Here is a 24,546-nt window from a genome sequence, read left to right on the forward strand (position 1 = left end):
AATACGTCATTAAAATAGTGAATTTATATCTTGGCAATCGCTTGCAATCAATACTTGATTTATTCTATCTTGCAGTTGATAAATACACGGTATAGAGCATTGTCTAGTACGTGCTAATTTTGTGAATCTCAAAACATCTTTACACACCCACTTAAATCAGATAGCCAGATTGCGTGACCCCTACATGGCATCCGCAGGACATTTCTTTGTCCAACAATACATTCGTGCCCAACTTTCACAATCGGGAAGTGTGGAAATCCACACCTTTAAGGTCGGTACAAAAGTCTGCCAAAACCTCATTCTCAATTTACCGCCTCAATCGACCCTTAAAAAGACCAATTTACCACCAATTTTAATTGGCGCACACTACGACGGTGTTCCCGGTTCACCCGCAGCAGATGATAATGCCACTGGTGTGGCTGTTTTACTGGAATTGGCACGCATATTCCGCAAAAACCCTTGTCGCCATCCCCTACGTTTGGTTGCCTTTGACATGGAAGAATACGGACTCCTCGGTAGTACAGATTATGCCCGTCACCTCCAACAATCCGGACAGAAATTAAGGTTAATGATGTCCTTGGAAATGTTAGGTTATTGTGATTCCCGTCCCCACACCCAAGCCTATCCCCCACCCCTAGAAAAATTTTATCCCTCTACAGGAGATTTTATCGCCTTAATTGGTAATTGGCGTACTTGGAGAGATTTAATCACAATTAGCCGCCATATCCGTCAAGTCGGGGTGAAATGCGAATGGCTACCCGTCCCTGGTACAGGTAAACTAATCCACGCTACTCGACAAAGTGACCATGCACCGTTTTGGGATTTCGGCTATCCAGCCATCATGGTGACAGATACTGCTTTTATGCGCAATCCCCACTATCATCGACCCAGTGACACTATTGATACCCTGGATTTGGATTTTTTGACCGGGGTGTGCCAGGGTTTGGAAAGGGGAATTAGGAAACTTTAGAGATTTTAGATTTTGGATTTTAGAATCATTTTGAACTGGGCTGAAGCCCACAGGCTTTTAGTCTTGGGTTGCGTACAATTCTACTCCCGACTTACAACCGAGATTCCTATCACGTGGTCTGTCCCATTCATTTTGATGAGTAAAAAAAGGCACGTAGTAGCGATTTAGAGCCTTTCTGGTAAAGCTTTTTCGAGGCTAAACCCACTACTACAAACCCCTCATACCTCAATACGGTTTAGTTAAAGCTTTGCTTAGACTGTTGATTTTGTAGAAATTTACCCATAAGTTCACACAGTTTTTGTGATGATCTCGTCCCGATGCTCCCCGTGGGGACGCATTCTAAGAGGCTCTGCCTCTAGATTCTTCAACCTAACCTACCCAATAATCAGGCTTTTAAGTCTAACTGAACTGTATTGCCTTATAACTTATAGGACAGACCACTAGTCCTATGGTAGGTAATTAAATTCATTGCGCAAAATTCTTTCTGCTTGGGCAATAGTTGATACTCTTCTATCACTCAGGATACGGCTTTCCTTTTCGATTAGTCTAAAACCTCTACCTGTCTCCCGTCGTTGAAACACCATCGTTATGGGAAAGGGTTTTGCACCTTCCCGACCAATACCAGTAATATATTCTGCAATGAGAATAATTCCATCCTCGTTTGGACCAGCAAAACCTAATTGTAGAAACGAAACCGCTTTTAATTGATGTAATCGCCAATTAGTGGGAACTAACTCTGATGATTGGGGGAAAGTCAAGACGACTTGATTGTTTTTGACTAGGTGGATGATTAATCTGTTGTCTGAAGCCAGGGTGGGGACAAATAAACAAGTTCCACATTCCAACAAATTAACCTGAAAGGTTTGACTGGGGATTAAAGTGCGTTGGGGGAACAAACGGCGAAGTTGATTAATGTCCCTTGTCGGTATAAGGGTAGGACGAACTGGCCTTTGAGGGGTTTGGGCTTGGGTAATATTACCATGATGCGAAGCTATATTAACGATATTCATTCCCAAAGATAAACCCAGGCTAACAGCTATTATCGTGCAGACATAACTGACGGTATTTTGTATTTTGGAAAACATTTATTTGCGTGTTATTAACTATTCCTAATATATTTGCTGATATCTCGATTAGGCAACATCGGGTGTTGTATCACAATCTGATTTCAGCAGTGAAAAATATCGGTTTTAGCTGTTGACTGTGTTCTCTGGGAAACTTCACCTATCCTGGATTTCTCATGAGTAAGTTATAAATCTTAAGTGACGGACTTATTTTTTCTACTCCCGACTCCCCACTCCCTCTAGGTTTGAAGAATTTACTTTAAATGCAGGCTATGACTGTTGACTTACAATGAAGTATTAATTAAATATTAATTATAAGTATGCTGCAATACTTATTGCTAATTTAAATTCATTTAAGCATATGTATAAGCTATCTGTATTTTTGAAAAATACATGATTTTATCTGGATAAAATTAATGAAACTCAATCAATTGGACTAAGTATTATTTTTAGCAATAAAAGGTTTTAAAAATGTGACATACTCAACACTTAAAGCCTGAAAAGCCTTGTCTGCAAAGGATTAGCAGTATAAGTTCCCAACAAAAACTATGTATAAATTATCCATTTCATTAATAATTTTCATGGTGAGTGGTCTAACCCCTCTGTACAACTTTGAGGGAAAATAATTACAATACAAATCCTTCGGGGGAATATAAACGGTCAACACTTGAACTGTTTAAGTTCAACGAAGTCATCTAAGGGTCGCCTCACAAGCTACATCCGTGGGAGAGTTTTGTGTTTTGAGGAATACAAAAACTCTGAAGGTAAAAGCTTGATACAATACTAGTTTCTTTGCTTTGCACAAAGAATAAAGCATCTCAGGTCATCAGTTAATTAGGTTGATTGCTACATGTATGGGGATACGGAATCTGGTTTTAGATTTTGGTATTCAACAGCATGTGTTATCTATTTATCAATGTATCGGGTGTATCAAAGCCTTGCTCTGTAAGGATTTTGTGTTATTTAAAAAAATTTTTCCATTTTGTGTTAGTTCTGCATAATTTTGGGGAAGAATAAACCCGTGCAATTGAGCAGCAACTAATTTCCCTTTTTAGTGGGAGTGGGATTAAAGGAAAACACAGATACAAATATCAACTAACAATCAGGTCATTTTCGGGTCATCATACAATCTATATCTCTTGAGGTAGATTAATCTTTCCGCAATCAACGCTGCTATGAATGAAGATGAAATTGGTTGGCATAAATTGATGATTTGCACACATTTACAGGAAATTTTGCGCTTGGATGATAATTCAAAGCAAAGTTTTCCCAACAAAGGGAGCATAAGTCGTAGAACAGTGAGAATCCACCCCTGTTAGCGAATTTACAAATTACAATAATTCGTTAAATCTGAACAACAAAATCACTTTGTTGTGAAATCAGGATATTTGTAAACAAATTGACTGTGGATATGGGAATTGTAGGTGGCTTGTTTAGATTCGACAAAATCAAATACTGATTGACTTCCCTATTTTCTTCAACGGATGCATCTATATATAGACGTGATATTTTAAGGGGAGAAAGCAATGGCTATACAGTTACACAGTTTTACTAGTGTAAGAAAAAGATATGTTCAAGTAGAAACACAACCATATTACATTACAGGTGTGTTTCGGAAAATTCAACAAATCATCAACGTGCGGGGATGTGATTTTGTCGATGTCCGTAGTGCCTATTATGAATGTCCGGAGGATGGGACAGTTACATTTTATTTAGCTCAGGATTCAGAGGTAGATAAACCAGGAATTTGGACTTATCTAGCCTATGAATGTCCGGAAGGACAGGAAAAAATTGAACGAGATAATTTAATTGATACTAGGGTGACTCCCTTATTGAATTTATTGGCAGGGGAAAAAATCCTCCAACCAACAACTTGTATTGAAGAATTTTTGGCTTATGCTTATTCCCAAGGGGATTATTTGGAGGTAGAATTACCTTATCATTGGGATACTTATGAAGGTCGGAGAATTGCGGAACAATTATTAATAGAGTTTACAGCACTGCGCAAATCAATTGTCTTTGCATCTGGTGCTGGCAAAAAATATGCTAAAGACATAATTTCTAGATTTATTGAATTAGCAGTAGACGTGCTAGAAAATGATGATTCTTTTTGGGATTTTGACGCTGCACAATATAACGTACTTCAGCAGATAGATTCAACCCCCATTGCCAGACAAATTATGGAATTTAATGATTATTTAATTTGGCAGGATGCTCTACCAACTAAATCGAAAGCCGTGGATTATGCATTTCAGAGCGCTCTGAATATGATTACCCATGTTAAGTAGGTTTGCACTTTCGGGAGCAGAAGATTTATATATGAATATTTCTGTATATGAATCATCCTGACTCCTGATGACCATATTCTTTATCCTGTATTCTGTCTGCTCATTAAAGAACAACTTCAAAAAATGCCTCATCAAGCTCATAGCCAATTAGTTGAGCCATTGATTTCAAGCGAGAAGTTGCTGGTAAACCTTGGGCTTTTAACCAGTCTGCCAAAATAAATACTTTATGCATTAAGTAAATTTCCAGGGCTTCTGGGTTGTATTGGATGCCATCTTTAGAGCTAAATTGATGGGGAACTAACATTGCGGTGTAGCGGGCAAATTCGCCAGCTTGCCAGTCGAGTAAAAAAGGCAACCAAGGATACTGGGAATCGGCCCGAATAAACCATAATCTGACCTCCGGGATTTCTGAAAGTTCACGGGGGTCGTTGTCATCGCGATGGAAATTGATGTCAAATCGTAACTTTTGTTCAGATGATGCGATCGCATTTTCAATGACTAGACGTTCGATTACGCTTTTTAAGGGTGACAGGTCTAGGGCGTTAATTTGATTGGTATTAATGGTGATATTAATAGTCATAGGTGGTTTGGGGAGAATATCAGGATACAGGATACAGGATACAGGATATAGGAGCAGGGGGGGAAAGTATTTTTGGTTGTCAGACAGTCTTGCGAGAAAATAGGGAATCATGTAAACGCGTAGCAGATCGACCACAGGGTATTGGGAGGGAAGAAAACACTTTCATGCCTTCTGGTGTTAGCAATACATTTAAAGTGAATTCGACGGATTATAAACGCTACAATCCCTGTGAATCAATGATTTTGAAAGTTAAGGTTTAAAGTAACCTCATCCATTAGTTGAGAACCAACTCAATAACTAATGATTTTATTCTCAAATCCTAGGAGGTATTTTCTACGAATAATACTGGACAAGAGTTTCAGGCTTTATAACTCATCGAACTCATATTGAATTTAGGCTACTTCTATTCCTACTCCCTACTCCCCATTCCCTACTCCCCCAAATAAAAAGACACGATACTCCAGGTCAGGAGCATCGCATCTGAAAAGCGTCTTTATTTTCAGCCTTTGTAGGTTCAGGAAAATCGATGGCAATCTATCCCTAGGCTAGCGAATTATAGAAGCGATCGCCGATAGATGGCGTTGTCACCACCAACGACGAACACTTCCAGTTGTTTTTCCTGGGGTGCGATCGCTGTTGGAGCAGAAATACAAATTCCTCCCAAGCTTTCCCAGTCACTCCAGGTATTTCCGTTATAAGATTTACGGAAGAGCTGATTACTGGTTCCCACCGCAAACACCTCCAGATGGTTTTCACCCCAAGTTGCGACGGCTGGAGCGTATAACCAGATACCTCCTAGGCTAATCCAATCGCTCCACTGGCTTCCATCCCAGAATTTATGGTAAATTGCATGGTCTCCCCCCCTTACCACTAGGTCGATGCGGGTTTCCCCCCAGCTAACGACTGCGGGACTGGAGAGACAAAAACCTCCCAGGTTTGTCCACCCGCGACTGGTTTCCCCATCTAATGTCATTTGATACAGAGCGTTATCAGCACCGATGGTAAAAATATGGCGTTGATTACCTTGAGCGCAGACACCCACACCTTGCTTGGCAAAACCACTTAGGTTTTCCCACTCACCCCAAGTATTTCCATCCCCAATCCGACGTTGTACTTGACGCTTTTGACCGAGAATAAATAATTCAATTTCTGTTTTAGTGTCTTTTTGTGTGGCGATCGCGGCGGGTGCGGATAAACTAAATCCATCTAGATTGGTCCATTCCGGACTCCAAGCTGTTCCATCCCAGTTGCTCTGATAAACCCCACTATCACCACCCACTACAAACAGGCTGAGATTTTTCCCTCTGGTACTTACTACCGTCGGTGCAGAAAAGGCATTCCCACCGACTTTTTGCCACTCGCTCCAACGGGGAAGCTCGGGGACCAAGGTATCAAAGGCGACTTTTGGCTGAATAATTCCCGCACCTGTATTTTGGTCAAACCCTGGTTTGGCAAGGTTTTTGGCGGTTTGTTTCAGTAAATCTTTGGCTTCTGTTTGGTTGAGATTGGGTTTAGCTTGTTTTAATAGGGCTACTACCCCAGCTGCAATGGGACAAGCAGCTGATGTACCATTATCACTACCAAAATAGCCACGAAAATGGGTAATGGCGCAAAAATCGGGTTTATTGGGGTCGAGTGCAGCTGGTCCTTGGCTACTGTAACCAACAAACTGCTCCTGTAAATTAGCCGCACCCACCGTCATCACCAGAGGATGTCCATTTGCACCCCAAATACTCCTACCAGGTCCTGCATCCGACCCACAGCGATCGCTGGGACAAGTACCACCACAGTTCCCTGCGGCAAATAATACCAAAATCCCTTCTTCAATGGCTTCAACGACTTTGCGGGTAAAGGGATGGCTGGGATTACTAGCATAAAATTTATCCCAACTCTCACGGTAGATACCCCAGCTATTGGTTAATACATGGGGTGTACCATCAATTTTATGTTGATCAATTGCCCACTGGAAAGCTGCTAAAGCATTGGAAATTGCATCCCCACCAGCCAAGCGTAAATCGTATAATTTTGCCTCTGGAGCCATTCCCAATACGTCGGTAGCACACATATTTCCGTGTTCCCCCCAAGCTGCGGCTTTAGTCCCCCAATCCGGTAAATGGCCACCAATCACATTGGGAATCCGGCGAATTGTTTCGTAGGGAGCAACATTTCGACCTTCGGCGGTAATACCTCCGTCAACTATACCAACAACAATACCCTGTCCCCGATATCCCGCCGACCAAATTTGATCAACACCGAAATATTTGGCCACATCCGCTAGTGTGCCTTTGGCTACAGTCGGCGCACAGTCACAATCCCCTGTTGGACATTTAGCTTTATCGTTGGTTTGCTGTGGTTCTACTCTTTCTAATAAACTGGAAGGGTTAAAGGGGGCGATGGGGGTATCCTTATATACTTTAATCACATTAGCTTGGGCTTCCAACTCTGGGATTTGTTCTTCCCGAATTGCACCACGGACAATGTAACTTTCTGTACCTGTGGCTAATAGGGTGGGAGCGACATCGGAGGTGGGATTAATTGGTACAGGTTGATACTGGGAATCCAACTCAAATCCACTTAAGTTTACAGCTTGGGAAACTCCCATGAGTCCTTGTTCACGAGATACTTGTAATTCCACCAATACTCTGACAAGTTGTCCATTTTCAGTACTGATGTTCATATCTCCATTCGGCATAATAGCTCGCATCCCACGGGGAGAATTCATTCCCAACAACGGCATCGATGCACTACTATTTTCTACAGGTGTAGGTAATGGTAAATTTCCACCATTATTTGCACTCCCATTACCCATAGGAGTAGTAAATCCATTGCTGTTCATATTTTTAATCCTTGGCAAATTTTGATATTTCCTCCATTCCTCACGACTTCCCGCTCTCTAAAAGTTGTAGGGATTTGTGAGAAATTCGGGATTTGATTGAATGTAAATACCCCGTAGGAAATTTGGCTACAGACGTAATTCTTCAATTCCCTATGTCAAACTCAAACAAAGAAGTTGTCAGGTATTTTGTTTGCTGAAATTGCTTTGAAATATTTGCAAAAACTTTCACTGCAACATTTGAACGTAATGTGATTGGAGATTTGTTAAAGATTGCATCTACCAATCTTCAATCAAATCTTTCCATCACATGTATCCCACTGAATGCAAATATCATTGGTTGTGCAACTTTTATACTGTCGCCTATCCCCATGACATGGATGATATTATCGACAGTAAATACCTAAATATAAATGCGTACAAATACTGAAATATCACGGAGGTCTGTAGGGAATTCCGTGTAAATAACAATACTATTTTTGATAAAGGCTGCTAGCACTGATGGATTTTACATACTATACCCACAACCCTACAGGTATTATAGCCATGAGGTGCTTCACCCATCAATAAGTATAAATACTAATAGCGCTTTGAAATTGAGATTACTCCTCCTAGGGGTATGGGTAGCCTTGTCCTAGTGGTCTATGGATTTTGGATTACCGTCTGCGAACAGTCAAATCCCAGCTTGATAGGGGAAAACCAGCAACTTGTGAGAAAATGATTTGAAAATTCTTTTAAGTCTTTTGCAGCACAGAGTAAATCTACTACGTATATAAATCAGCAAGGGAAGGAAACAGCAAGTAGAAACACTAACAGTAATAGTGATGACATCTGTAAACTTCCTAACATCAAATCTACCAAGACTTAGAAGACCATGATATCAAATAATCACCATCGCCAACACACCCCATTCATTAGTAAAACCTGTTCCCAATTCTCGATTTTTCTGATTATTCTTGCTAATATTACTCCCGCGATCGCAGCACCAAAATATCAATCACCATCATTAAACCAACCAGTCGTAGTTTCTGGATTATTTGGTAATCTCTTCAAAGATATTGAACAGGGAACTAGAACTATAGAAAGGATTGAACGACAACGGGATGCAGCACGAAGGAGAGAAGAACAAAGAAAATTACAAGAACAAAGAAGAGAGGAACAAAGAAGAAGATTTGAACTGCAACAACGGGAAAGGGAACAAAGATTATTAGAACGTCAAGCACGGGAAGAAGAACGACAACAAAGAAAGCAAGAACTAGCAGAAGCTCGTAGACGTGCAACCCAAAGACAACTAGAAGAAGCAGAAAGAAGAAGACGATATTTTGAAAATTTATCCCCAGCACAAAAACAAGAATATATTAGACAACAACAACTTCTCAGACAAAGGCAATTAGCAGCAACTATATTTTTACTGGATTTATTCTTAAGAAGTGATAGTGGAAGCACTTCATCAAGGCAAACGAGAGAATATTACCGTTTACCCGGTAATTCTAATCCTTCCCATAATCCTGCTCCTGCTCCAGTGAAACCAATTCATAATAATTACGGTAGCTGTCATCATTACAGTTGTTAGTTGGATTTGTAACTCATATTTACAGGAAAATTAAAGATAAGGATGCAGTCATAGAAGAAAAAGGTTTTTAGAAACCTTTAACATCGAAACAAGATGATTTTGGAAAACTGTAAACTGTCATCTTTTCATCCTGATTCTAACTTAGATAATTAAAACAGAAAAAATGTAGAGATGTAGCAATGCTATATCTCTATATCAAAAAATAATTACCCGATAACCAAAATAACTAGGAGTAAAACAATGAAACAAATGTTAACTGTTGCTGGAGGAGTATTCTTCGCAGTTTCCCTAACATCATTAATTTTTGCCGGAATGAGTATATTCCAAACCAGAGAATACGAACAAGAATTAGCCAAGCGCGGTCAAATAGAAAAGACCCTCAGTGGATGGACTGGTTTAGAAGAATTTAATAAACAAAAATTGCAGGGAATGCAGGATTTTACAACTGGTAGTCTTGTCGTCGCAGGAGTATCTGGAGCTTTAGGTATTGGTTTAGCGATCGCAGGTAGAAATACAACCTCTTCATCCCACTAATAATTTAGTTACTAGTAGCTCAAAACATGTATACTCTAGGTATCAATATATGTTCAAAATATTACCTAAAGCCAGTAAACTGATAACTGTGACCAGTGTAATCGTATTGTCACTTATTCCTACTACATCCTCCTATGGAAATAATCAAAATAACCTCAACAGCATCTTCTTTGTCAGCAAAAGCGATAACGGGAACCAAGTACATTACGGAGTACAAGTCAATCCAGACTGTTCCTTTAGAACCACAAGACCCGTATATCCCTATTGGAAACTGGAAAACGGTCGTCTAGAAGGTTTACTGAGGGTAGAAATCCCCGCTTTCGGAATTGCACGTCAATCCATTTCAGGAAACCAAGTAGTTATGGAAATCAACGGTTTTCGACGACGGGGATTGTCCAAACCCATTACCATCCAATCTTCCCGACAGGGAAGTCAAAACTGTCAAATATTAGCTTTTGCGAATATCAAAGGTGAAAATATCCAACTCACACGAGTTCATCTGGACTTAACTAAACATAGTTTCCTCTCAGGAACCCTCCATAGCATCACATTTTACGGAACTGGTAATAAACAAGAAAAGATGATTTGTCAGTCGAATTGTCGGTTTTAGAAGATACTTTTTTTTGGAGGTGACATCTAATTTCTTTGATTTATCTGGAGGTTTGATCACAGCTAGAAAATCTTGCTTGGGACAACTGAGTAGAAATCGGGTTTTTCCAGAGATTGTCCCTGGAAATAACAAATTATCCGGAAAACCCCACTTCATCTCAAAAAAAATTAGTATAAATACGAAAATAATTACTAAGAATATATGCCATGATTAACTTTTTAAAAAACCTATTCTTATTTATAAGCATTTGTATTTCCTCCTTGACATTATCTTCATGTCAATTACTACCATTCCTTGGAGTAAGGGTAGTTGACAGAGTTATTGACAGAGCTATTGACTGCACAATTGGAGAATGTAATACCAATAAAAATAATACTCAAAAAGCCAATAATAAACCAGAAGAGACAATTAATCAATACTACCAACTTATTAATAAAAGAGAGTATGCCAAAGCTTGGGCTTTTCTCACACCTAGATTTCAACGCCTCAAACCCGACAATAATTATCAAAATTATGAAGCATGGTGGGAAAAAGTTGATTCTGTAATAGTTGACCTTGATTCTTTAAAACTAATCGAGAAAAAGGATGATGAAGCGATTGTAGATGTTCAACTCAGATATATTCTCAAAGATGGTCGTCGTTTAGATGATCCATCTCGATTTACACTTGTATCTCATTCTAATAACTCCCATCAACAATGGTTAATTGACCAAAAAATCAAACTATAAGAAACAGTAACTTCAACGTATCGGAAATATGAACTTCAGCAATCTATGGACTCATTTTGAGTGATAGATTTTGCGATTGATAAAGTTGCACTCGCTACGGACAAAATATGTTTTTACATATTTGGAATGCTCCCAAGTTGAAAGCCCTAAATAGGGCTTGCGGAAAAATAGTAAAGCACTTATATTGCAAGAATTATACCAATTATCTAAAATAAGGCAACAGACAAAGCTTCTAATATATAACTACAAGATGCATTTGTTGCCCTCTTTTTCGGAATTAGTGTTAGAGGGTATTTTCGTCACCAAAAGTGCAAACAAATATAGCAATCCTAAGTCAGTTGTACATGCTACCCATTTCCAGGAATTGATTTCAGGCGCTCCTGCGTCTACGAATCATTTAGGATTACTATAGGTATATAAGGCTTCAAACCTGGCATTTGTAATTTTTGCAGCTTGTGAAAAGTGGAGTCGGAAGGCTTAAAACTATTCCCTACTCCCGTCACAGACTGTTCCCTAGCCTTACTAAAATACTTTTACAGCTAGCGCTGCACTTCGCGAACAGCAGACTCTAAATAAACGTGAATTCGACGAATTATAAACGCTACAATCCCTGTGAATCAATGATTTTGAAAGTTAAGGTTTAAAGTAACCTCATCCATTAGTTGAGAACAAAGTTAATAACTGACTGATTCCAGGTTGAATGATTTTATTCTCAACATTATACTCGGAGGTTTTTAAAAACTTCTATTTTCTACGAATTTTACTGGACAGGAGTTTCAGGCTTTATAAATCATCGAACTCACGTTAAATAAAGATAAATAAATTTGCTAACAGTTACCAGTCAACGGTCAACTGTTAACAAAACCATATTTCCTCATTCCCACTCATCACTTGAGTAGATAAATCAACCCAAACAAAATAATCCAAATCACATCTACAAAGTGCCAATACAATTCTGCTGCTTCAATGCCAAAATGTTTTTCCGCATTGTAATGACCGGGTTTTAAAGAACGAATTAACACCATGATAATTGCTAATACACCAATGGTGACGTGTAGACCGTGGAAACCAGTCAATACATAAAAAGCACTAGCAAATAAATTGGTGGTTAAGCCAAACTCTAAATGGGTATATTCATAAACCTGACCAATCAAAAAGATAATACCCATGATGGCGGTAATTGCAAACCAAATTTGCATCCCCCGGAGATTATTTTTCTTGATAGCCGAGTCTGCATTATGAATCACAAAACTACTAGCAATTAAGTTGATAGTATTGATTCCTGGCAATAATAATTCCAGTTCCGGTGTTCCTTCTGGAGGGAAAACAGGAAGGCTAGCGCGAAAAGTTAAATAAGCACCAAACATTCCCAAAAAAATCATGCCTTCAGCAAGCAAAAATAATACCATTCCAAACATCCGTAAATCGGGATGTTCTTCGTGATGGTCTGTTGTATGTATTTCGGTGGTAATTGTGGTCTGGTTTGTAATGGGAATTTGCATATTTTTTCATTCAATTTATTGGACTGGGGATTAATTGACCGGGAGACGCGATATATCGCGTCTCTACATTTTTTGATTTGGCATTATCTGCCAACACCCTATTTCTAAACAGGATTTACCTCTACATTGGCTTCCACAATTGCATTCTCAACAGACTCCAACTCAATCCCATAATCGTAGGGACCATGAGTAATTACAGGAGGTGCATCAAAGTTTTCAATACTCGGAGGAGAGGAAGTTGTCCATTCCAATGTCAAGGCATTCCAAGGATTATCACCAGCCTTTTTCCCAAATATCCAACTCCAAATTACATTGAAGATAAACGGAAAAGTAGACACTGCCAAAATATAGGAACCAATCGTACAAATCACATTTAAATCAGTAAATTGGGGGTCGTACTGAGCAATACGTCGATTCATCCCCAGTAAACCCAATTTATGCATGGGGAGAAATGTCATATTTAAGCCGACAAAGGTGAGGACAAAATGCAGTTTCCCCCAAAATTCATTAATCATTTTGCCGGTAATTTTGGGAAACCAATGATAGTATCCCGCAAAAATACCTAATACAGCCCCACCAAATAATACATAGTGGAGATGGGCAACCACAAAATAGGTATCATGAACGTGAATATCAAAGGGAACCGATGCCAACATTACACCGCTAATTCCCCCAATCACAAAAGTACCGACAAAACCCATTGCAAACAACATGGCGCTATTGAGTTGGATTTTGCCACCCCACATTGTTGCTAACCAACTGAAGATTTTGATCCCCGTGGGTACAGCAATAATCATGGTGGTAATCATGAAAAACATGCGTAACCAACCGGGAATACCACTGGTAAACATGTGGTGGGCCCAAACGATTAACCCCAGAAAACTAATGGCTAAACTAGAATAGGCGATCGCTTGATAACCAAAAATCGGTTTGCGAGAATGGACGGGTATCACTTCCGAAATTACACCGAAAAATGGCAGTATCATAATATATACTGCTGGGTGGGAATAGAACCAGAACATATGCTGGTAAATCACCGGGTCGCCACCGCCAGTCGGGTTAAAAAATGACGTTCCCGCAATTAAGTCAAAGGAAAGTAGGATAAGTGCGCCCGCTAAGACGGGAGTAGAAATTAATACTAGAGCCGAAGTGGACAGAATTGCCCAACAGAATAGGGGCATTTGTAGCAATCCCATACTGGGAACCCGCATTTTCAGGATAGTGGTGAGAAAGTTAATTGCTCCCAGAATCGATGAGGTTCCCAGCAATAAAACGCTGATAATCCAGATGGCTTCCCCTAGTTTTCCCGTCATCAAACTCAGGGGTGGGTAGGAAGTCCAACCTGCATCCGGTGCATCTCCCACTACTAAACTGGCAATGAGCAAAATTCCGGCTGGGGGAACTACCCAGAAAGCCAAAGCATTCAAACGGGGGAAAGCCATATCCTTAGCTCCCACCATTAAGGGAATCAAATAATTGGCAAACCCCGCACCTGCTGGCACAATCCAGAGGAAAATCATTACGGTAGCATGGAGGGTAAACAGGCTGTTGTAGACTTCTGGGGTGACAAAATCTACTTCTGGAGTCCGTAATTCTGTCCGTACCAAATCAGCCATCACCCCACCGATACAGTAAAAAATAAAGGTGGTGACTAGATATTGGATACCGATAACTTTGTGGTCGGTATTAAAGGTAAAATATTCCCACCATTTACGCTGATGGTGTGTAGTTGTTTCCGCAAGGTTTTGACTTTGTTCCTGGGGAGGCAATGATGTTGATGTCATAGGCTGTTGCGCATTTAAGTTGCATATTCACTACTTTTGATGGATGACTGTTAACTGTTAACTGTCAACGTCAGATCAAGTAGTTATGTGATTTATGGGGGCTTTTACCAATACTTGGGGATTGTCGATTTTGTGGAACCAGGAGACAGGATACGGGATGATTCATACCCAGAAGTATCTATTTATATTTATATATACTTCTGCTCCCCCTACTTCCCCATCTCCCTACTCCCTACTCCCTGCCATCATTAACTATGGATGCAGCTGATGTAGGGTTTCCGAGGTAATTCCTAAATGTTCAGCATGATGGGCCAAATATTGACGGGGAGTCTGGTGGAGACTGGAATTATCGGGATTCATGGCGATAACTTGGGCTTTTTGGGTGGATTGGGCTATTTGTTGCTCTTTGACCCAATTATTAAAAGCCTCTGGAGGTTCGACAACAATGTGAGTACGCATGGCTCCGTGGTAGGGACCACATAATTCGGCACAAATTACAGCATAATCACCAGGAGTTTTTGGTGTAAAGCGCAATGAGGTTTCTCGACCGGGGATAATATCTTGTTTTATCCGAAATTCGGGAACCCAAAAAGCATGAATCACATCATTAGCGCTCATTTCCAATGCTACGGTCTTTCCAATCGGTACGTGCAACTCCCCGGTAAAAATTCCCAAATCCGGGTAATTAAATAAAAATGCGTATTGCAAACCAGTCACTTTGATGTTGACATCAGCTGGTTCTTCAGCCGGGATCACACTACTATCCTCGTTACTCGCAAGCGCATCACGATCACTCAAAGTGGCCGCGATCGCAGTTCCGGGTATACTAGGCATATTATGGGAGGGTGCAGGAGCCATTGTCATATCCTGTACAATCGGTGCTGCATGGGCTGCATGGGGATCAAACCCACCCATTGTATTGTATACGTCAAAACTATAGACCGAAATACCAACGACAATAATGGCCGGAATCGCTGTCCAGAGAATTTCTAAGGGGATATTACCGTGAATTGACGGACCATCGGAGTTATCTCCAGGACGACGACGATAGCGAAATGCACAGTACAGCAAAACTCCTTCCACAATTAAAAATATGCCGACGGAAACGGTCATCATTGTGTTAAACAGACCGTCTACAAGATTGGCTTCATCAGAAGCTGGGATTGGCAATAAACCATGATTTTGCCCATACCAGAGGCTAACCAAGGTCAGCACAATCCCGATTATCAGTGTCCAGATTGAGCTTGGTATTTTCACGATATTTCCCTTGAGAGTATTTGGCGTTACTTTGATTTCATCAGGGAGCTTACCCTCATTACTACGGTAATCTAGCCTCGCTGTTATCGACGAACAAAACCAGAAATAATTGTTAAATTTTTCTGGAAAATTCCCTGCGGAGAAGGGAACGGGGAGTAGGGAATAGGACATTAAAATTTACGAAAATATACTACAAACGGTTCAAAGTTGAACTATATAGGGAACTCCTCTCCAAACCGCTCCTGGTTGACTGGGAGAGATTTCGTTGGTGGCAAAATACAGGATTAAGCCGTTTGAAGTATAGGTTCTCCTACTCACTACTTCCGGTTCCCGACTCCCTGACCTAACTTAATAGCGCAGAAATAAATTAAAAAATACCTAAGAGTTTTGCTGAAATAGCGGAAGTTTTAGTTAAATTTAGATTGAAGTATAAGCTTGTACCATTCTCCCCTCAGAAATTCAATAAGCTAGGGTGGAGTTAAGTCAAGATAAATAACTTTATGTACTTTATGTAAATAATTGTGTAAATAAAGTTGTTTAACAAATAATTTCCAATTCCAATAGTACACAGCTCAACCAACGTGAGCAAAAGGTATCGTTAGATGAGCGAATTTGTTCTCAAACAAGTAAATCTTCCCAATACTAGCCAACCAAGGGTGATGATTCGCCGCTTGGTGTGGAAAATCAGTATTGCCACATTTATCCTCATGGCAATTGGTAGCGCTACCCGTGTGATGAATGCGGGGTTAGCCTGTCCAGATTGGCCTTTATGTTATGGTGAACTAATTCCCACCCAACAAATGAACTTACAAGTCTTTCTGGAGTGGTTTCACCGACTGGATGCAGCATTGATTGGAATCAGTGCGATCGCGCTGGTAATATTATCCTGGTGGCATCGTCGAGTTCTCCCCGGTTGGTTACCTTGGGCTTCCCTGTTTGCCCTATTTTTGATTGTTTTCCAAGGAATTTTAGGTGGTTTAACTGTCACCGAACTACTCCGTTTTGATATTGTCACTGCTCACCTAGGTACGGCATTATTGTTTTTTACCACTCTCCTCGTGATTGGCACTTTACTTTTGCCCTATCAAGGAATGGGTACTGTGGGGAAATTACCTTGGTTTGCCCTCACCGCAACAATTTTAGTTTATATCCAAAGTTTACTCGGTGCAGTTGTCGGTTCACGCTGGGCTTTACATCAGTGTTTTGCTGGGTATCAGTTGTGTAATGTCATGTATGCCCATATATTTGGTCTAATACCACCCACAATTGCCACAATTGCCGTCGTTTTGTCTGCATGGCAAACTCCAGCCCTACATCCAGCAATGCGTAAACTCGCAAATGTTGCTGGCTGTCTATTGATTACCCAAATTTTAATCGGCTTTGCCACATTTCGTCTCCACCTACAAGTGGAACCCCTAACTGTCACCCACCAAGCTGTTGGTGCTGCCTTATTGGGTACTTTAGTTACATTTACTGTGCTAGGATTACGTGATTCCCTCAGCAACCCGCAACAAAATCCCACCCATCTCAATCTCCAAGTATGAGTGGCATTGATAAGCAGATAAATTAATTCAAACTTACACTCTTTGAACTATACAGGACTTAGGGAAAGAACAATAGAAATAGCGGTAATTCATTAATTGCTGCTACACAAATGAACAACATATAGCTGGATCATTCATCAATCTCTCAACGGTTCAGGGAATAGGGAGTAGTACTCAATGTCATTAATTTTGATGGGTTAGGAAAGGTTCGTAGTAGGAAAATTAAACTGTTGCTCAATGGCTTAAGTAGGTAGGTGCAATTAAACATAAAACCGCAACGTAACCGATCATTTGGCTCAAAGCCTTACTCCCGTACAGACGCGATATATCGCGTCTCTCCCTGTACAGACCACCCGACGGGTCGTCTGTACTCCCTAATCTCAACGACAATTTTTACCACCCACCTACTTATTGCTTATCCTTTCCTAGAAATAAATGCCGTATATTAGCTAAGTCGAGGATTATAGGGGAATGCATGTTGGGGAATATTTATGACCCCAATTATTTTTTGACATTTGGAACTGAAGAATATTCCTTTCATATGTGTCCAGGGGGAAATACCGCATTTTGACATTAAAAATCTCAATACATTAAAAAAAACTAAAATACAATTTTTGTCAATCAAAATATCGTCATCCCTCAATATTTAGTGTTAGGTTAGTATCAGTCAGTACTTCTCAAAGTATCATAATTTAGATATCCGCAAAGGAAGTTATCAAAAAAATCACAGGTCAAAATGACATGGGGATTATTGAAAGTGAAGTGAGTAGGGAGTGGGAAATCGGGAAAACTACTTTCATCATATATTTTTGGTGTCATCCCATTTTACTCAAATTTTGATACATTTTCTGACCTTGCTCCCGAAAGCTTCTCTAGATGTAGAGACTCCAAAGTAAAACGGTATCAGCAGTACATGGCAGTACATGACGGTTACTCTCAAAAAATGAGCTTGTTAAGCATGAAGAGCGACTTTTAAAACATCCTTGTCAAGTAACTTCCCAAACAATCTCTCAAAGTGAGTGCATTAATAACTGTTCTTAACATTTAAATGGGCTACTTTTAACCTAGCTCAATTCGACCGAATCAAAGTTGATAATCAATAATTCTATATGTAGCAAGCTCAAACAATACCCCAATTGTCTTGTCTACTCTCCATTATTGTTCATCACACACCTGACTCAAACAGTCATTTAAATCAATACCAAGAAAATGCTAAATCATGGCTATAATTTAATCTATTTCTTGAGTATATTATGGACTGCAAAATGAGACTAAATAATTGTGGCATCCCAAGTCAGTTGCAATCATGAATAATGTCTGAAATCTCAATGATTGAGCAAATAAAGATGATTATATTGGGATTGTAGTTGTCAACCGCCCCATCTACATACCCAACGAAATAAACGTGCTGTAAACTACTTCAAGGAACAATGACTAATATGATTGAGACTAATGTCTCTCGTCACCATGACACATTTTTTCAGGTTCTCCAAAGCTACTATCAACTCACTAAACCCAGAATTATTCCCCTCTTGCTAATTACTACTGCTGGTAGCATGTGGATTGCAGCACAAGGACAGGTAGACCCTCTGCTACTTTTGGTGACAATGATTGGTGGAACTTTAGCTGCTGCTAGCGCTCAAACTATTAACTGTATTTATGACCGGGATATCGATTATGATATGGAAAGAACCCGTCACCGTCCCATTCCTTCCGGTCGGGTTCATCCCCGTGACGCTTTAATTTTTGCAGTTGCTCTTGCTTTCACTTCCTTTTCAGTTCTCGCCGTTTTCGCCAATATCTTAGCCGCAATGCTGGCGATGTCAGGTATTATTTTTTATGTTTTGATTTATACCCATATGCTCAAGCGCCACAGCACCCAAAATATCGTCATTGGTGGTGCAGCAGGTGCAATTCCAGCCTTGGTGGGTTGGGCTGCGGTGACAGGTGAATTAAGCTGGACTGCTTGGATTTTATTTACGATTGTCTTTGTGTGGACACCGCCTCACTTTTGGGCTTTAGCCTTAATGATTAAGGATGATTACGCAAAAGTCGGTGTACCCATGTTACCCGTAGTTGCAGGAGCAGAACCTACAGTTTGGCAAATTTGGTGGTATACTTTAGTAACTGTGGGAATGACATTATTACTTACCTATCCCTTCCATGCTTGTGGATATGTGTATACAGGAATTGCCCTGTGGTTAGGAGGGATTTTTATTTACAAAGCTTGGAAATTACTACAAAATCCCGAAGAAAAATCCTTAGCACGAGGATTATTTTTGTACTCAATTTCCTACATGATGTTATTGTGTTTAGGGATGGTAATTGACCGTTTACCTGTGACGCAGGAATTTATCGCTTTTGCCACAACCCAATTAGCCACTTTTATTCACCGCTAAGTAGGGTCTGGGGGAAAAGGCTGAAGCTGAGGCTAGTGAATGTTAGGAGCAGCAAATGATTTGCGATCGCGGTCATGGTAATTTTGATGAAGGCTGGATTAGGACTTGACCGGGAAAAACTGGCTCAACAGGGGACCGTGGCTTTACGGTTGGGGTTTTTACCCGCAGCAACGGAGGTGATCGCAGCTCTATCAATTTTAGTGACCGCTCCTTTAGGGGCTTGGGCTATCCCCACTTTTGATGGGTTTTTCCGGTTATCCGGTGTTTTTGGCAGCCGTTGACACTTCCCCAATGGCAACAGATGTATTAACAAAGGTCGCCGATTTAGCCCGACGCAGCAACGGTAGTGTGATTGTGTTACACGCCGATAACTACGGCAATGAAAATGCGATCGCCCAATTAAAAACTAAAATCCAACGCCTCCTTGCTGATATTCAAAATCTGGATGAGTAAACATGATTTTGAAGGATGTGATCGCAAAATTTTCAATGCATAATTTAACGTGAATCCGACGGATTATAAACGCTACAATCCCTGTGAGTAAATGATTTAATCCCGCTTCCCTTCTACCTGTACAGACGACCCGACGGGTCGTCTGTACTCCCAATAAAGGAATTAGGTGCGATCGCAAAAACACTTTTTTACTGTCCTCAGATCGCATCTGGGTCTTCCCCTAATTCCCGCAGTCTCGCGGCTAATCTGTCTGCTCGTTGTTTTTCGGCTTCTGCTCGTTGTTTTTCGGCTTCCTGTTCTAGCAAAACCAAGTTACCATCTGCATCGTAAAACCTTAACCAATCATTCTCATCATCTTCCACCACACCATGCCAAATTCCCACCCATAACCCCAAACTTTGACACCATAACCACCCTTGTTCGTTGGGAATAATTGGTTGATAGCCGTTGTGACTATCCAATGTCCATCCTTGTAGGGAATTCACTTTGAAGGGGTGAAATACAAAATAATCCCTGGTTTTAAAAACCCTTTCGTAAAGCCGTTTTTTCTCACCTAAATCTTGCGCTTCTGTGGAATCTGATAGTAATTCAATAATTACATCTGGATAGCGACCATTTTCTTCCCACACCACCCAACCCAAGCGCTGGGGATTTTTTTCCACATCCAATACGACGAAAAAATCTGGTCCTTTAAAATCCCGATTGCGGGCTTGTTTGCTGCTGTAATATATAAACATATTGCCGCCAACAAAGAAATCATTCTGCTCCCTCCAGTGGTATTTTAGGGAACAGATGAGTAAATTCATGGCGACGCGGTGACGATTGCTTTCCAAGGGTTCTCCGTCGTCAAAAATTAAATCTGTTGGTGGCATTGGGGGTTGCCACTCTTCGGCTTCGTTGACCGTGTTTACAGGTAATTGACTAGTTTCTGGTGACATAAAGTCCACTGGTTTTTCTATAGGACTTTGTTTTTGATTTTATCACACTGGAGTAGAAATAGAACATTTTAACTAATGTTTTTGGAGGCGCAATTACTGGGCGATACATAGGAAAATAAGGTACGTAGTGGTGGCTATAGCCTCGAAGAAACTTTACCTGGATTTCTCACGAGTAATATCGTTTAGGCTAATGCTTGCTCCTTATTAGGGTCTGTAACCGTTGATTATTCTAGTTTCATTTATTGCAAAGTACAAGAGAATCGATATAAGTTGTAAGCCTTGAGTGACGGATTTATTTTCCTTCTACGGACTATCCCTACTCCCTATTCCCCATGAGTTTTAGGGTTTTGTGAGAAATGCGGGTTTAGTATAAAAGCCCTATACCCGCAGGGTTGTCGTAGACTAGCGTTACTACGTGCCTTTTTTACTTATCAAAATTAATGGGACAAAACACTAGATTTCCTACCGCACTTTTAATTTTAAACAATTTGTCAACTGTAACATAATATTACAACTTGCCCATCTTCATCAGTTCTTCATTTTTATTCCCTATTCTGCAAAAAGAGATGCTTGGAACTTAGATCAAAGACAGCAAAATGGGGGTTAATTACGGAATTAACCCTAGGGAATCACTAATTTTTTTCCACTGCGCCAAACCTAAGTTCTACATCTGTGTCACTCGCCTAATCCTCTTTTTTCAGATTAGTTAACAAGAATCCAACATCAATTGCAATTAGTGATTCCGTTGCTGTTTTTTTTGTTACACTTCTATTCGCAATGAACACGAAATATTAAGGGTGTTTGGGTACAATTTACTGAACGCATTGAACTGGGAGGTATGCATTAAGAAGTTGGAGCCAATATCTAATACAACACTCAAACATTTTCATCACGGGAATGCCAAATCTGAAATTATCCTGTTTTAATTTTGTTGACTGTTAAACGTTAACTGTCAATAATCGCCATCGGATAAAAATTGGTATTTTCTCAGCTAAATTGCGGATGGAAGTTGAAAATTTGATTACATTCACCAAAAATCAAAGGGAGAGTTAGATGACTCTGACTCCAGAAAAATCCCCAAAAGTTAGGGTTGTGGTTGATCAAGACCCGGTACCAACTTCTTTGGAAAAATGGTCACAACCGGGTCACTTTGACCGCACCTTACAAAGGGGAGCCAAAACTACTACCTGGATTTGGAATCTCCATGCCAATGCCCATGATTTTGACACCCATACAAGTGATTTAGAAGACGTATCCCGGAAGATATTTGCTGCCCATTTCGGCCACTTAGCAGTAGTATTTCTGTGGTTGAGTGGCATGTATTTTCATGGTGCTAAGTTTTCTAATTTTGAAGCTTGGATGGCTAACCCTACCCAAATTAAACCTAGTGCTCAAGTTGTTTGGCCAATTTTTGGTCAGGAAATCTTGAATGCAGATATGGGTGGTGGTTTCCACGGGATTCAGATTACCTCTGGATTATTCCAGATGTGGCGTGCTGCGGGTATTACTAATACCTTTCAACTCTACTGCACTGCCTTGGGTGGTCTGGTCATGGCTGGTTTGATGCTATTTGCTGGCTGGTTCCACTATCACAAACGCGCTCCGAAACTGGAATGGTTCCAGAATGTGGAGTCAATGTTAAATCACCATTTGGCTGGTCTGTTGGGTTTGGGTGCTTTGGGTTGGACTGGACATTTGATTCATGTTTCCCTTCCCACCAATCGGATGCTGGATGCAGGGGTTGCTCTCAAAGATATTCCCTTACCCCATGAATTCATTCTCAATTCCAGTTTGATGAGTAAGTTATACCCCCATGTAGATTGGGGTTTTGTCAAGGGCGTGATACCTTTCTTCACATTTCAGTGGGGTCATTTTAGTGATTTCCTGACATTTAAGGGGGGTTTAAACCCGGTGACAGGCGGTCTCTGGTTGACAGATGTAGCCCATCATCATCTTGCGATCGCAGTCCTATTCATCTTTGCTGGGCATATGTACCGAACGAATTGGGGTATCGGTCATAACATCAAGGAAATTCTAGAAGCTCACAAAGGTCCGTTTACAGGTCATGGACATCGGGGATTATACGAGGTGCTGACCACCTCTTGGCACGCTCAATTAGCAATTAATTTGGCGATGTTGGGTTCTTTAAGTATTATTATTGCCCACCATATGTATGCCATGCCACCCTACCCCTACTTGGCAACGGATTACGCAACCGTTTTATCCTTGTTTACCCATCACGTCTGGATTGGGGGTTTTCTGATTGTCGGCGGTGCAGCCCATGCAGCGATTTATTTTGTCCGCGATTACGACCCAGCCGAGAACCTGAATAATGTCCTCGACCGGGTTTTGCGTCACCGGGATGCCATTATTTCTCACCTAGCTTGGGTGTGTCAATTTTTGGGCTTCCACAGCTTTGCCATGTACTGTCACAATGACACTATGCGAGCTTTTGGTCGTCCCCAAGACATGTTTTCCGACACGGGAATTCAGCTGCAACCGGTATTTGCCCAGTGGGTGCAACATATCCACACCTCCGCAGTTGGTTTAGCAGGACAAGCTGCCCAACCTTTAGGAAATGTGTTTGGTGGTCTGCACAATCTGCAATTGGCGGGAGTTGGTCACACTGCCCCAGGGTTGACAGAACCAGTAAGTTATGCATTCGGTGGCGGAGTTTTAGCAGTGGGAGGAAAGGTGGCCATGATGCCGATTACTCTGGGGACTGCGGACTTTTTGATTCACCACATTCATGCTTTTACCATTCATGTCACCGTTTTAGTGCTGCTGAAGGGGGTTTTATTTGCCCGTAGTTCCCGCTTAATACCTGATAAAGCCAATTTAGGATTTCGTTTCCCCTGCGACGGACCAGGAAGGGGTGGCACATGTCAAGTATCCGCTTGGGACCATGTGTTCCTGGGATTATTTTGGATGTACAACTCCCTGAGTATGGTGATTTTCCATTTCTTCTGGAAAATGCAGTCTGATGTTTGGGGAACGGTGGGAGCAGATGGAGTGGTGAATCACATCACGGGTGGTAACTTTGCCACCGCATCAATTACCAATAATGGGTGGTTAAGGGATTTCTTATGGGCCCAATCTTCCCAGGTAATTACATCCTACAACTCTGCTCTGTCGGGTTACGGACTGATGTTTTTAGGTGGACACTTCATCTTTGGCTTTAGTCTGATGTTCCTGTTCAGTGGTCGTGGCTATTGGCAAGAGTTAATTGAATCTATTGTTTGGGCCCATAATAAACTCAAAGTTGCGCCGGCAATTCAGCCCCGTGCTTTAAGTATTATTCATGGTCGGGCTGTAGGTGTTGCCCATTATTTACTGGGGGGAATCGTCACAACTTGGGCTTTCTTCTTAGCACGGATGACTGCTCTGGGATGACGACCTGAATAATCCAGAGACGACCCGACGGGTCGTCTCTACGGAAACGGAACCCAATCATTTTGAATATTGATTTTGTTTAACTATGGCTTAACT

General features: G+C 40.9%; 18 protein-coding genes. 11 read left to right on the top strand and 7 right to left on the bottom strand.

The genetic code is table 11. The annotated features are described in order from the left end of the window. The first annotated feature begins 121 nt into the window (after positions 1 to 121). Positions 122 to 970, top strand: a complete 849-nt coding sequence (locus CDC37_RS04065; protein ID WP_096620607.1) for a M28 family peptidase — start codon at positions 122 to 124, stop codon at positions 968 to 970. A gap of 446 nt (positions 971 to 1,416) precedes the next feature. Here CDC37_RS04065 and CDC37_RS04070 read toward each other — a convergent pair whose 3' ends face one another. Next, the gene (locus CDC37_RS04070; RefSeq protein WP_096620608.1) at positions 1,417 to 2,055 is read right to left on the bottom strand and encodes a hypothetical protein; all 639 of its coding nucleotides are present in this window, start codon (positions 2,053 to 2,055) and stop codon (positions 1,417 to 1,419) included. Positions 2,056 to 3,560: 1,505 nt separating this feature from the next. On the opposite strand from CDC37_RS04070, the gene CDC37_RS04075 reads away from it, so the two are divergent. Next, entirely contained in the window at positions 3,561 to 4,322 is a 762-nt protein-coding gene (locus CDC37_RS04075) for a hypothetical protein (RefSeq protein WP_096620609.1), read from the top strand. A gap of 103 nt (positions 4,323 to 4,425) precedes the next feature. Here CDC37_RS04075 and CDC37_RS04080 read toward each other — a convergent pair whose 3' ends face one another. Both CDC37_RS04080 and CDC37_RS04090 read right to left on the bottom strand, forming a co-directional pair. Further along, positions 4,426 to 4,902 carry a CRR6 family NdhI maturation factor gene (locus CDC37_RS04080; RefSeq protein ID WP_096620610.1) on the bottom strand — a complete coding sequence of 159 codons (477 nt, stop codon included), beginning with the start codon at positions 4,900 to 4,902 and terminating at the stop codon, positions 4,426 to 4,428. A 553-nt stretch (positions 4,903 to 5,455) separates the two neighbouring features. After that, positions 5,456 to 7,738 carry a S8 family serine peptidase gene (locus CDC37_RS04090; protein WP_096620612.1) on the bottom strand — a complete coding sequence of 761 codons (2,283 nt, stop codon included), beginning with the start codon at positions 7,736 to 7,738 and terminating at the stop codon, positions 5,456 to 5,458. Between the two features lie 871 nt (positions 7,739 to 8,609). On the opposite strand from CDC37_RS04090, the gene CDC37_RS04095 reads away from it, so the two are divergent. The 4 genes from CDC37_RS04095 to CDC37_RS04110 all read left to right on the top strand — a co-directional run bounded on the left by CDC37_RS04095 (position 8,610) and on the right by CDC37_RS04110 (position 11,180). Continuing rightward, the gene (locus CDC37_RS04095; RefSeq protein ID WP_096620613.1) at positions 8,610 to 9,308 is read left to right on the top strand and encodes a hypothetical protein; all 699 of its coding nucleotides are present in this window, start codon (positions 8,610 to 8,612) and stop codon (positions 9,306 to 9,308) included. A gap of 240 nt (positions 9,309 to 9,548) precedes the next feature. Further along, complete coding sequence (locus CDC37_RS04100; RefSeq protein ID WP_096620614.1) at positions 9,549 to 9,842, top strand: hypothetical protein; 294 nt, start codon at positions 9,549 to 9,551, stop codon at positions 9,840 to 9,842. Between the two features lie 49 nt (positions 9,843 to 9,891). Next, entirely contained in the window at positions 9,892 to 10,452 is a 561-nt protein-coding gene (locus CDC37_RS04105; RefSeq protein ID WP_096620615.1) for a DUF4833 domain-containing protein, read from the top strand. Positions 10,453 to 10,658: 206 nt separating this feature from the next. After that, complete coding sequence (locus CDC37_RS04110) at positions 10,659 to 11,180, top strand: hypothetical protein (protein ID WP_096620616.1); 522 nt, start codon at positions 10,659 to 10,661, stop codon at positions 11,178 to 11,180. 887 nt (positions 11,181 to 12,067) lie between these two features. Here CDC37_RS04110 and CDC37_RS04115 read toward each other — a convergent pair. The 3 genes from CDC37_RS04115 to CDC37_RS04125 form a co-directional block, all read right to left on the bottom strand. Beyond that, positions 12,068 to 12,682 carry a cytochrome c oxidase subunit 3 gene (locus CDC37_RS04115; RefSeq protein ID WP_096620617.1) on the bottom strand — a complete coding sequence of 205 codons (615 nt, stop codon included), beginning with the start codon at positions 12,680 to 12,682 and terminating at the stop codon, positions 12,068 to 12,070. 104 nt (positions 12,683 to 12,786) lie between these two features. Further along, on the bottom strand, positions 12,787 to 14,466 hold the full coding sequence (gene ctaD / locus CDC37_RS04120; RefSeq protein ID WP_096620618.1) for a cytochrome c oxidase subunit I: 1,680 nt from the start codon (positions 14,464 to 14,466) through the stop codon (positions 12,787 to 12,789). A gap of 252 nt (positions 14,467 to 14,718) precedes the next feature. Further along, positions 14,719 to 15,723 (bottom strand): cytochrome c oxidase subunit II, encoded by a 1,005-nt coding sequence (locus tag CDC37_RS04125; protein ID WP_096625898.1) that lies wholly within the window; start codon positions 15,721 to 15,723, stop codon positions 14,719 to 14,721. 602 nt (positions 15,724 to 16,325) lie between these two features. Between CDC37_RS04125 and CDC37_RS04130 the strand changes: the two genes are divergently transcribed. From CDC37_RS04130 to CDC37_RS04140, 4 genes are all read left to right on the top strand, one after another. Further along, positions 16,326 to 17,267 carry a COX15/CtaA family protein gene (locus CDC37_RS04130; protein WP_096620619.1) on the top strand — a complete coding sequence of 314 codons (942 nt, stop codon included), beginning with the start codon at positions 16,326 to 16,328 and terminating at the stop codon, positions 17,265 to 17,267. 1,439 nt (positions 17,268 to 18,706) lie between these two features. Beyond that, entirely contained in the window at positions 18,707 to 19,666 is a 960-nt protein-coding gene (locus tag CDC37_RS04135) for a heme o synthase (RefSeq protein WP_096620620.1), read from the top strand. Between the two features lie 74 nt (positions 19,667 to 19,740). Next, complete coding sequence (locus CDC37_RS25635) at positions 19,741 to 19,947, top strand: hypothetical protein (RefSeq protein ID WP_330220829.1); 207 nt, start codon at positions 19,741 to 19,743, stop codon at positions 19,945 to 19,947. Continuing rightward, positions 19,907 to 20,119, top strand: coding sequence for a universal stress protein (locus CDC37_RS04140; protein ID WP_330220830.1), 213 nt, complete (start codon positions 19,907 to 19,909; stop codon positions 20,117 to 20,119). Before CDC37_RS25635 ends, CDC37_RS04140 begins: the two co-directional genes overlap by 41 nt. A 197-nt stretch (positions 20,120 to 20,316) precedes the next feature. On the opposite strand, the gene CDC37_RS04145 is transcribed toward CDC37_RS04140, so the two are convergent. Next, positions 20,317 to 21,057 (bottom strand): Uma2 family endonuclease, encoded by a 741-nt coding sequence (locus CDC37_RS04145; RefSeq protein WP_096620621.1) that lies wholly within the window; start codon positions 21,055 to 21,057, stop codon positions 20,317 to 20,319. 1,053 nt (positions 21,058 to 22,110) lie between these two features. Here CDC37_RS04145 and psaA point away from each other — a divergent pair. Continuing rightward, positions 22,111 to 24,450, top strand: a complete 2,340-nt coding sequence (gene psaA / locus CDC37_RS04150) for a photosystem I core protein PsaA (RefSeq protein WP_096620622.1) — start codon at positions 22,111 to 22,113, stop codon at positions 24,448 to 24,450. The last annotated feature ends 96 nt before the right edge of the window (positions 24,451 to 24,546 follow it).

Origin of the sequence: Calothrix sp. NIES-3974, assembly GCF_002368395.1 — a bacterium.
GTDB lineage: Bacteria > Cyanobacteriota > Cyanobacteriia > Cyanobacteriales > Nostocaceae > NIES-3974.

Bases quoted from the DNA above. Each gene is read 5' to 3' on its own strand.
- CDC37_RS04070 (WP_096620608.1), bottom strand. From the start codon at position 2,055: ATGTTTTCCAAAATACAAAATACCGTCAGTTATGTCTGCACGATAATA.
- CDC37_RS04075 (WP_096620609.1), top strand. From the start codon at position 3,561: ATGGCTATACAGTTACACAGTTTTACTAGTGTAAGAAAAAGATATGTT.
- CDC37_RS04080 (WP_096620610.1), bottom strand. From the start codon at position 4,902: ATGACTATTAATATCACCATTAATACCAATCAAATTAACGCCCTAGAC.
- CDC37_RS04090 (WP_096620612.1), bottom strand. From the start codon at position 7,738: ATGAACAGCAATGGATTTACTACTCCTATGGGTAATGGGAGTGCAAAT.
- CDC37_RS04095 (WP_096620613.1), top strand. From the start codon at position 8,610: ATGATATCAAATAATCACCATCGCCAACACACCCCATTCATTAGTAAA.
- CDC37_RS04100 (WP_096620614.1), top strand. From the start codon at position 9,549: ATGAAACAAATGTTAACTGTTGCTGGAGGAGTATTCTTCGCAGTTTCC.
- CDC37_RS04105 (WP_096620615.1), top strand. From the start codon at position 9,892: ATGTTCAAAATATTACCTAAAGCCAGTAAACTGATAACTGTGACCAGT.
- CDC37_RS04110 (WP_096620616.1), top strand. From the start codon at position 10,659: ATGATTAACTTTTTAAAAAACCTATTCTTATTTATAAGCATTTGTATT.
- CDC37_RS04115 (WP_096620617.1), bottom strand. From the start codon at position 12,682: ATGCAAATTCCCATTACAAACCAGACCACAATTACCACCGAAATACAT.
- ctaD (WP_096620618.1), bottom strand. From the start codon at position 14,466: ATGACATCAACATCATTGCCTCCCCAGGAACAAAGTCAAAACCTTGCG.
- CDC37_RS04130 (WP_096620619.1), top strand. From the start codon at position 16,326: ATGAGCGAATTTGTTCTCAAACAAGTAAATCTTCCCAATACTAGCCAA.
- CDC37_RS04135 (WP_096620620.1), top strand. From the start codon at position 18,707: ATGATTGAGACTAATGTCTCTCGTCACCATGACACATTTTTTCAGGTT.
- CDC37_RS25635 (WP_330220829.1), top strand. From the start codon at position 19,741: ATGGTAATTTTGATGAAGGCTGGATTAGGACTTGACCGGGAAAAACTG.
- CDC37_RS04140 (WP_330220830.1), top strand. From the start codon at position 19,907: ATGGGTTTTTCCGGTTATCCGGTGTTTTTGGCAGCCGTTGACACTTCC.
- CDC37_RS04145 (WP_096620621.1), bottom strand. From the start codon at position 21,057: ATGTCACCAGAAACTAGTCAATTACCTGTAAACACGGTCAACGAAGCC.
- psaA (WP_096620622.1), top strand. From the start codon at position 22,111: ATGACTCTGACTCCAGAAAAATCCCCAAAAGTTAGGGTTGTGGTTGAT.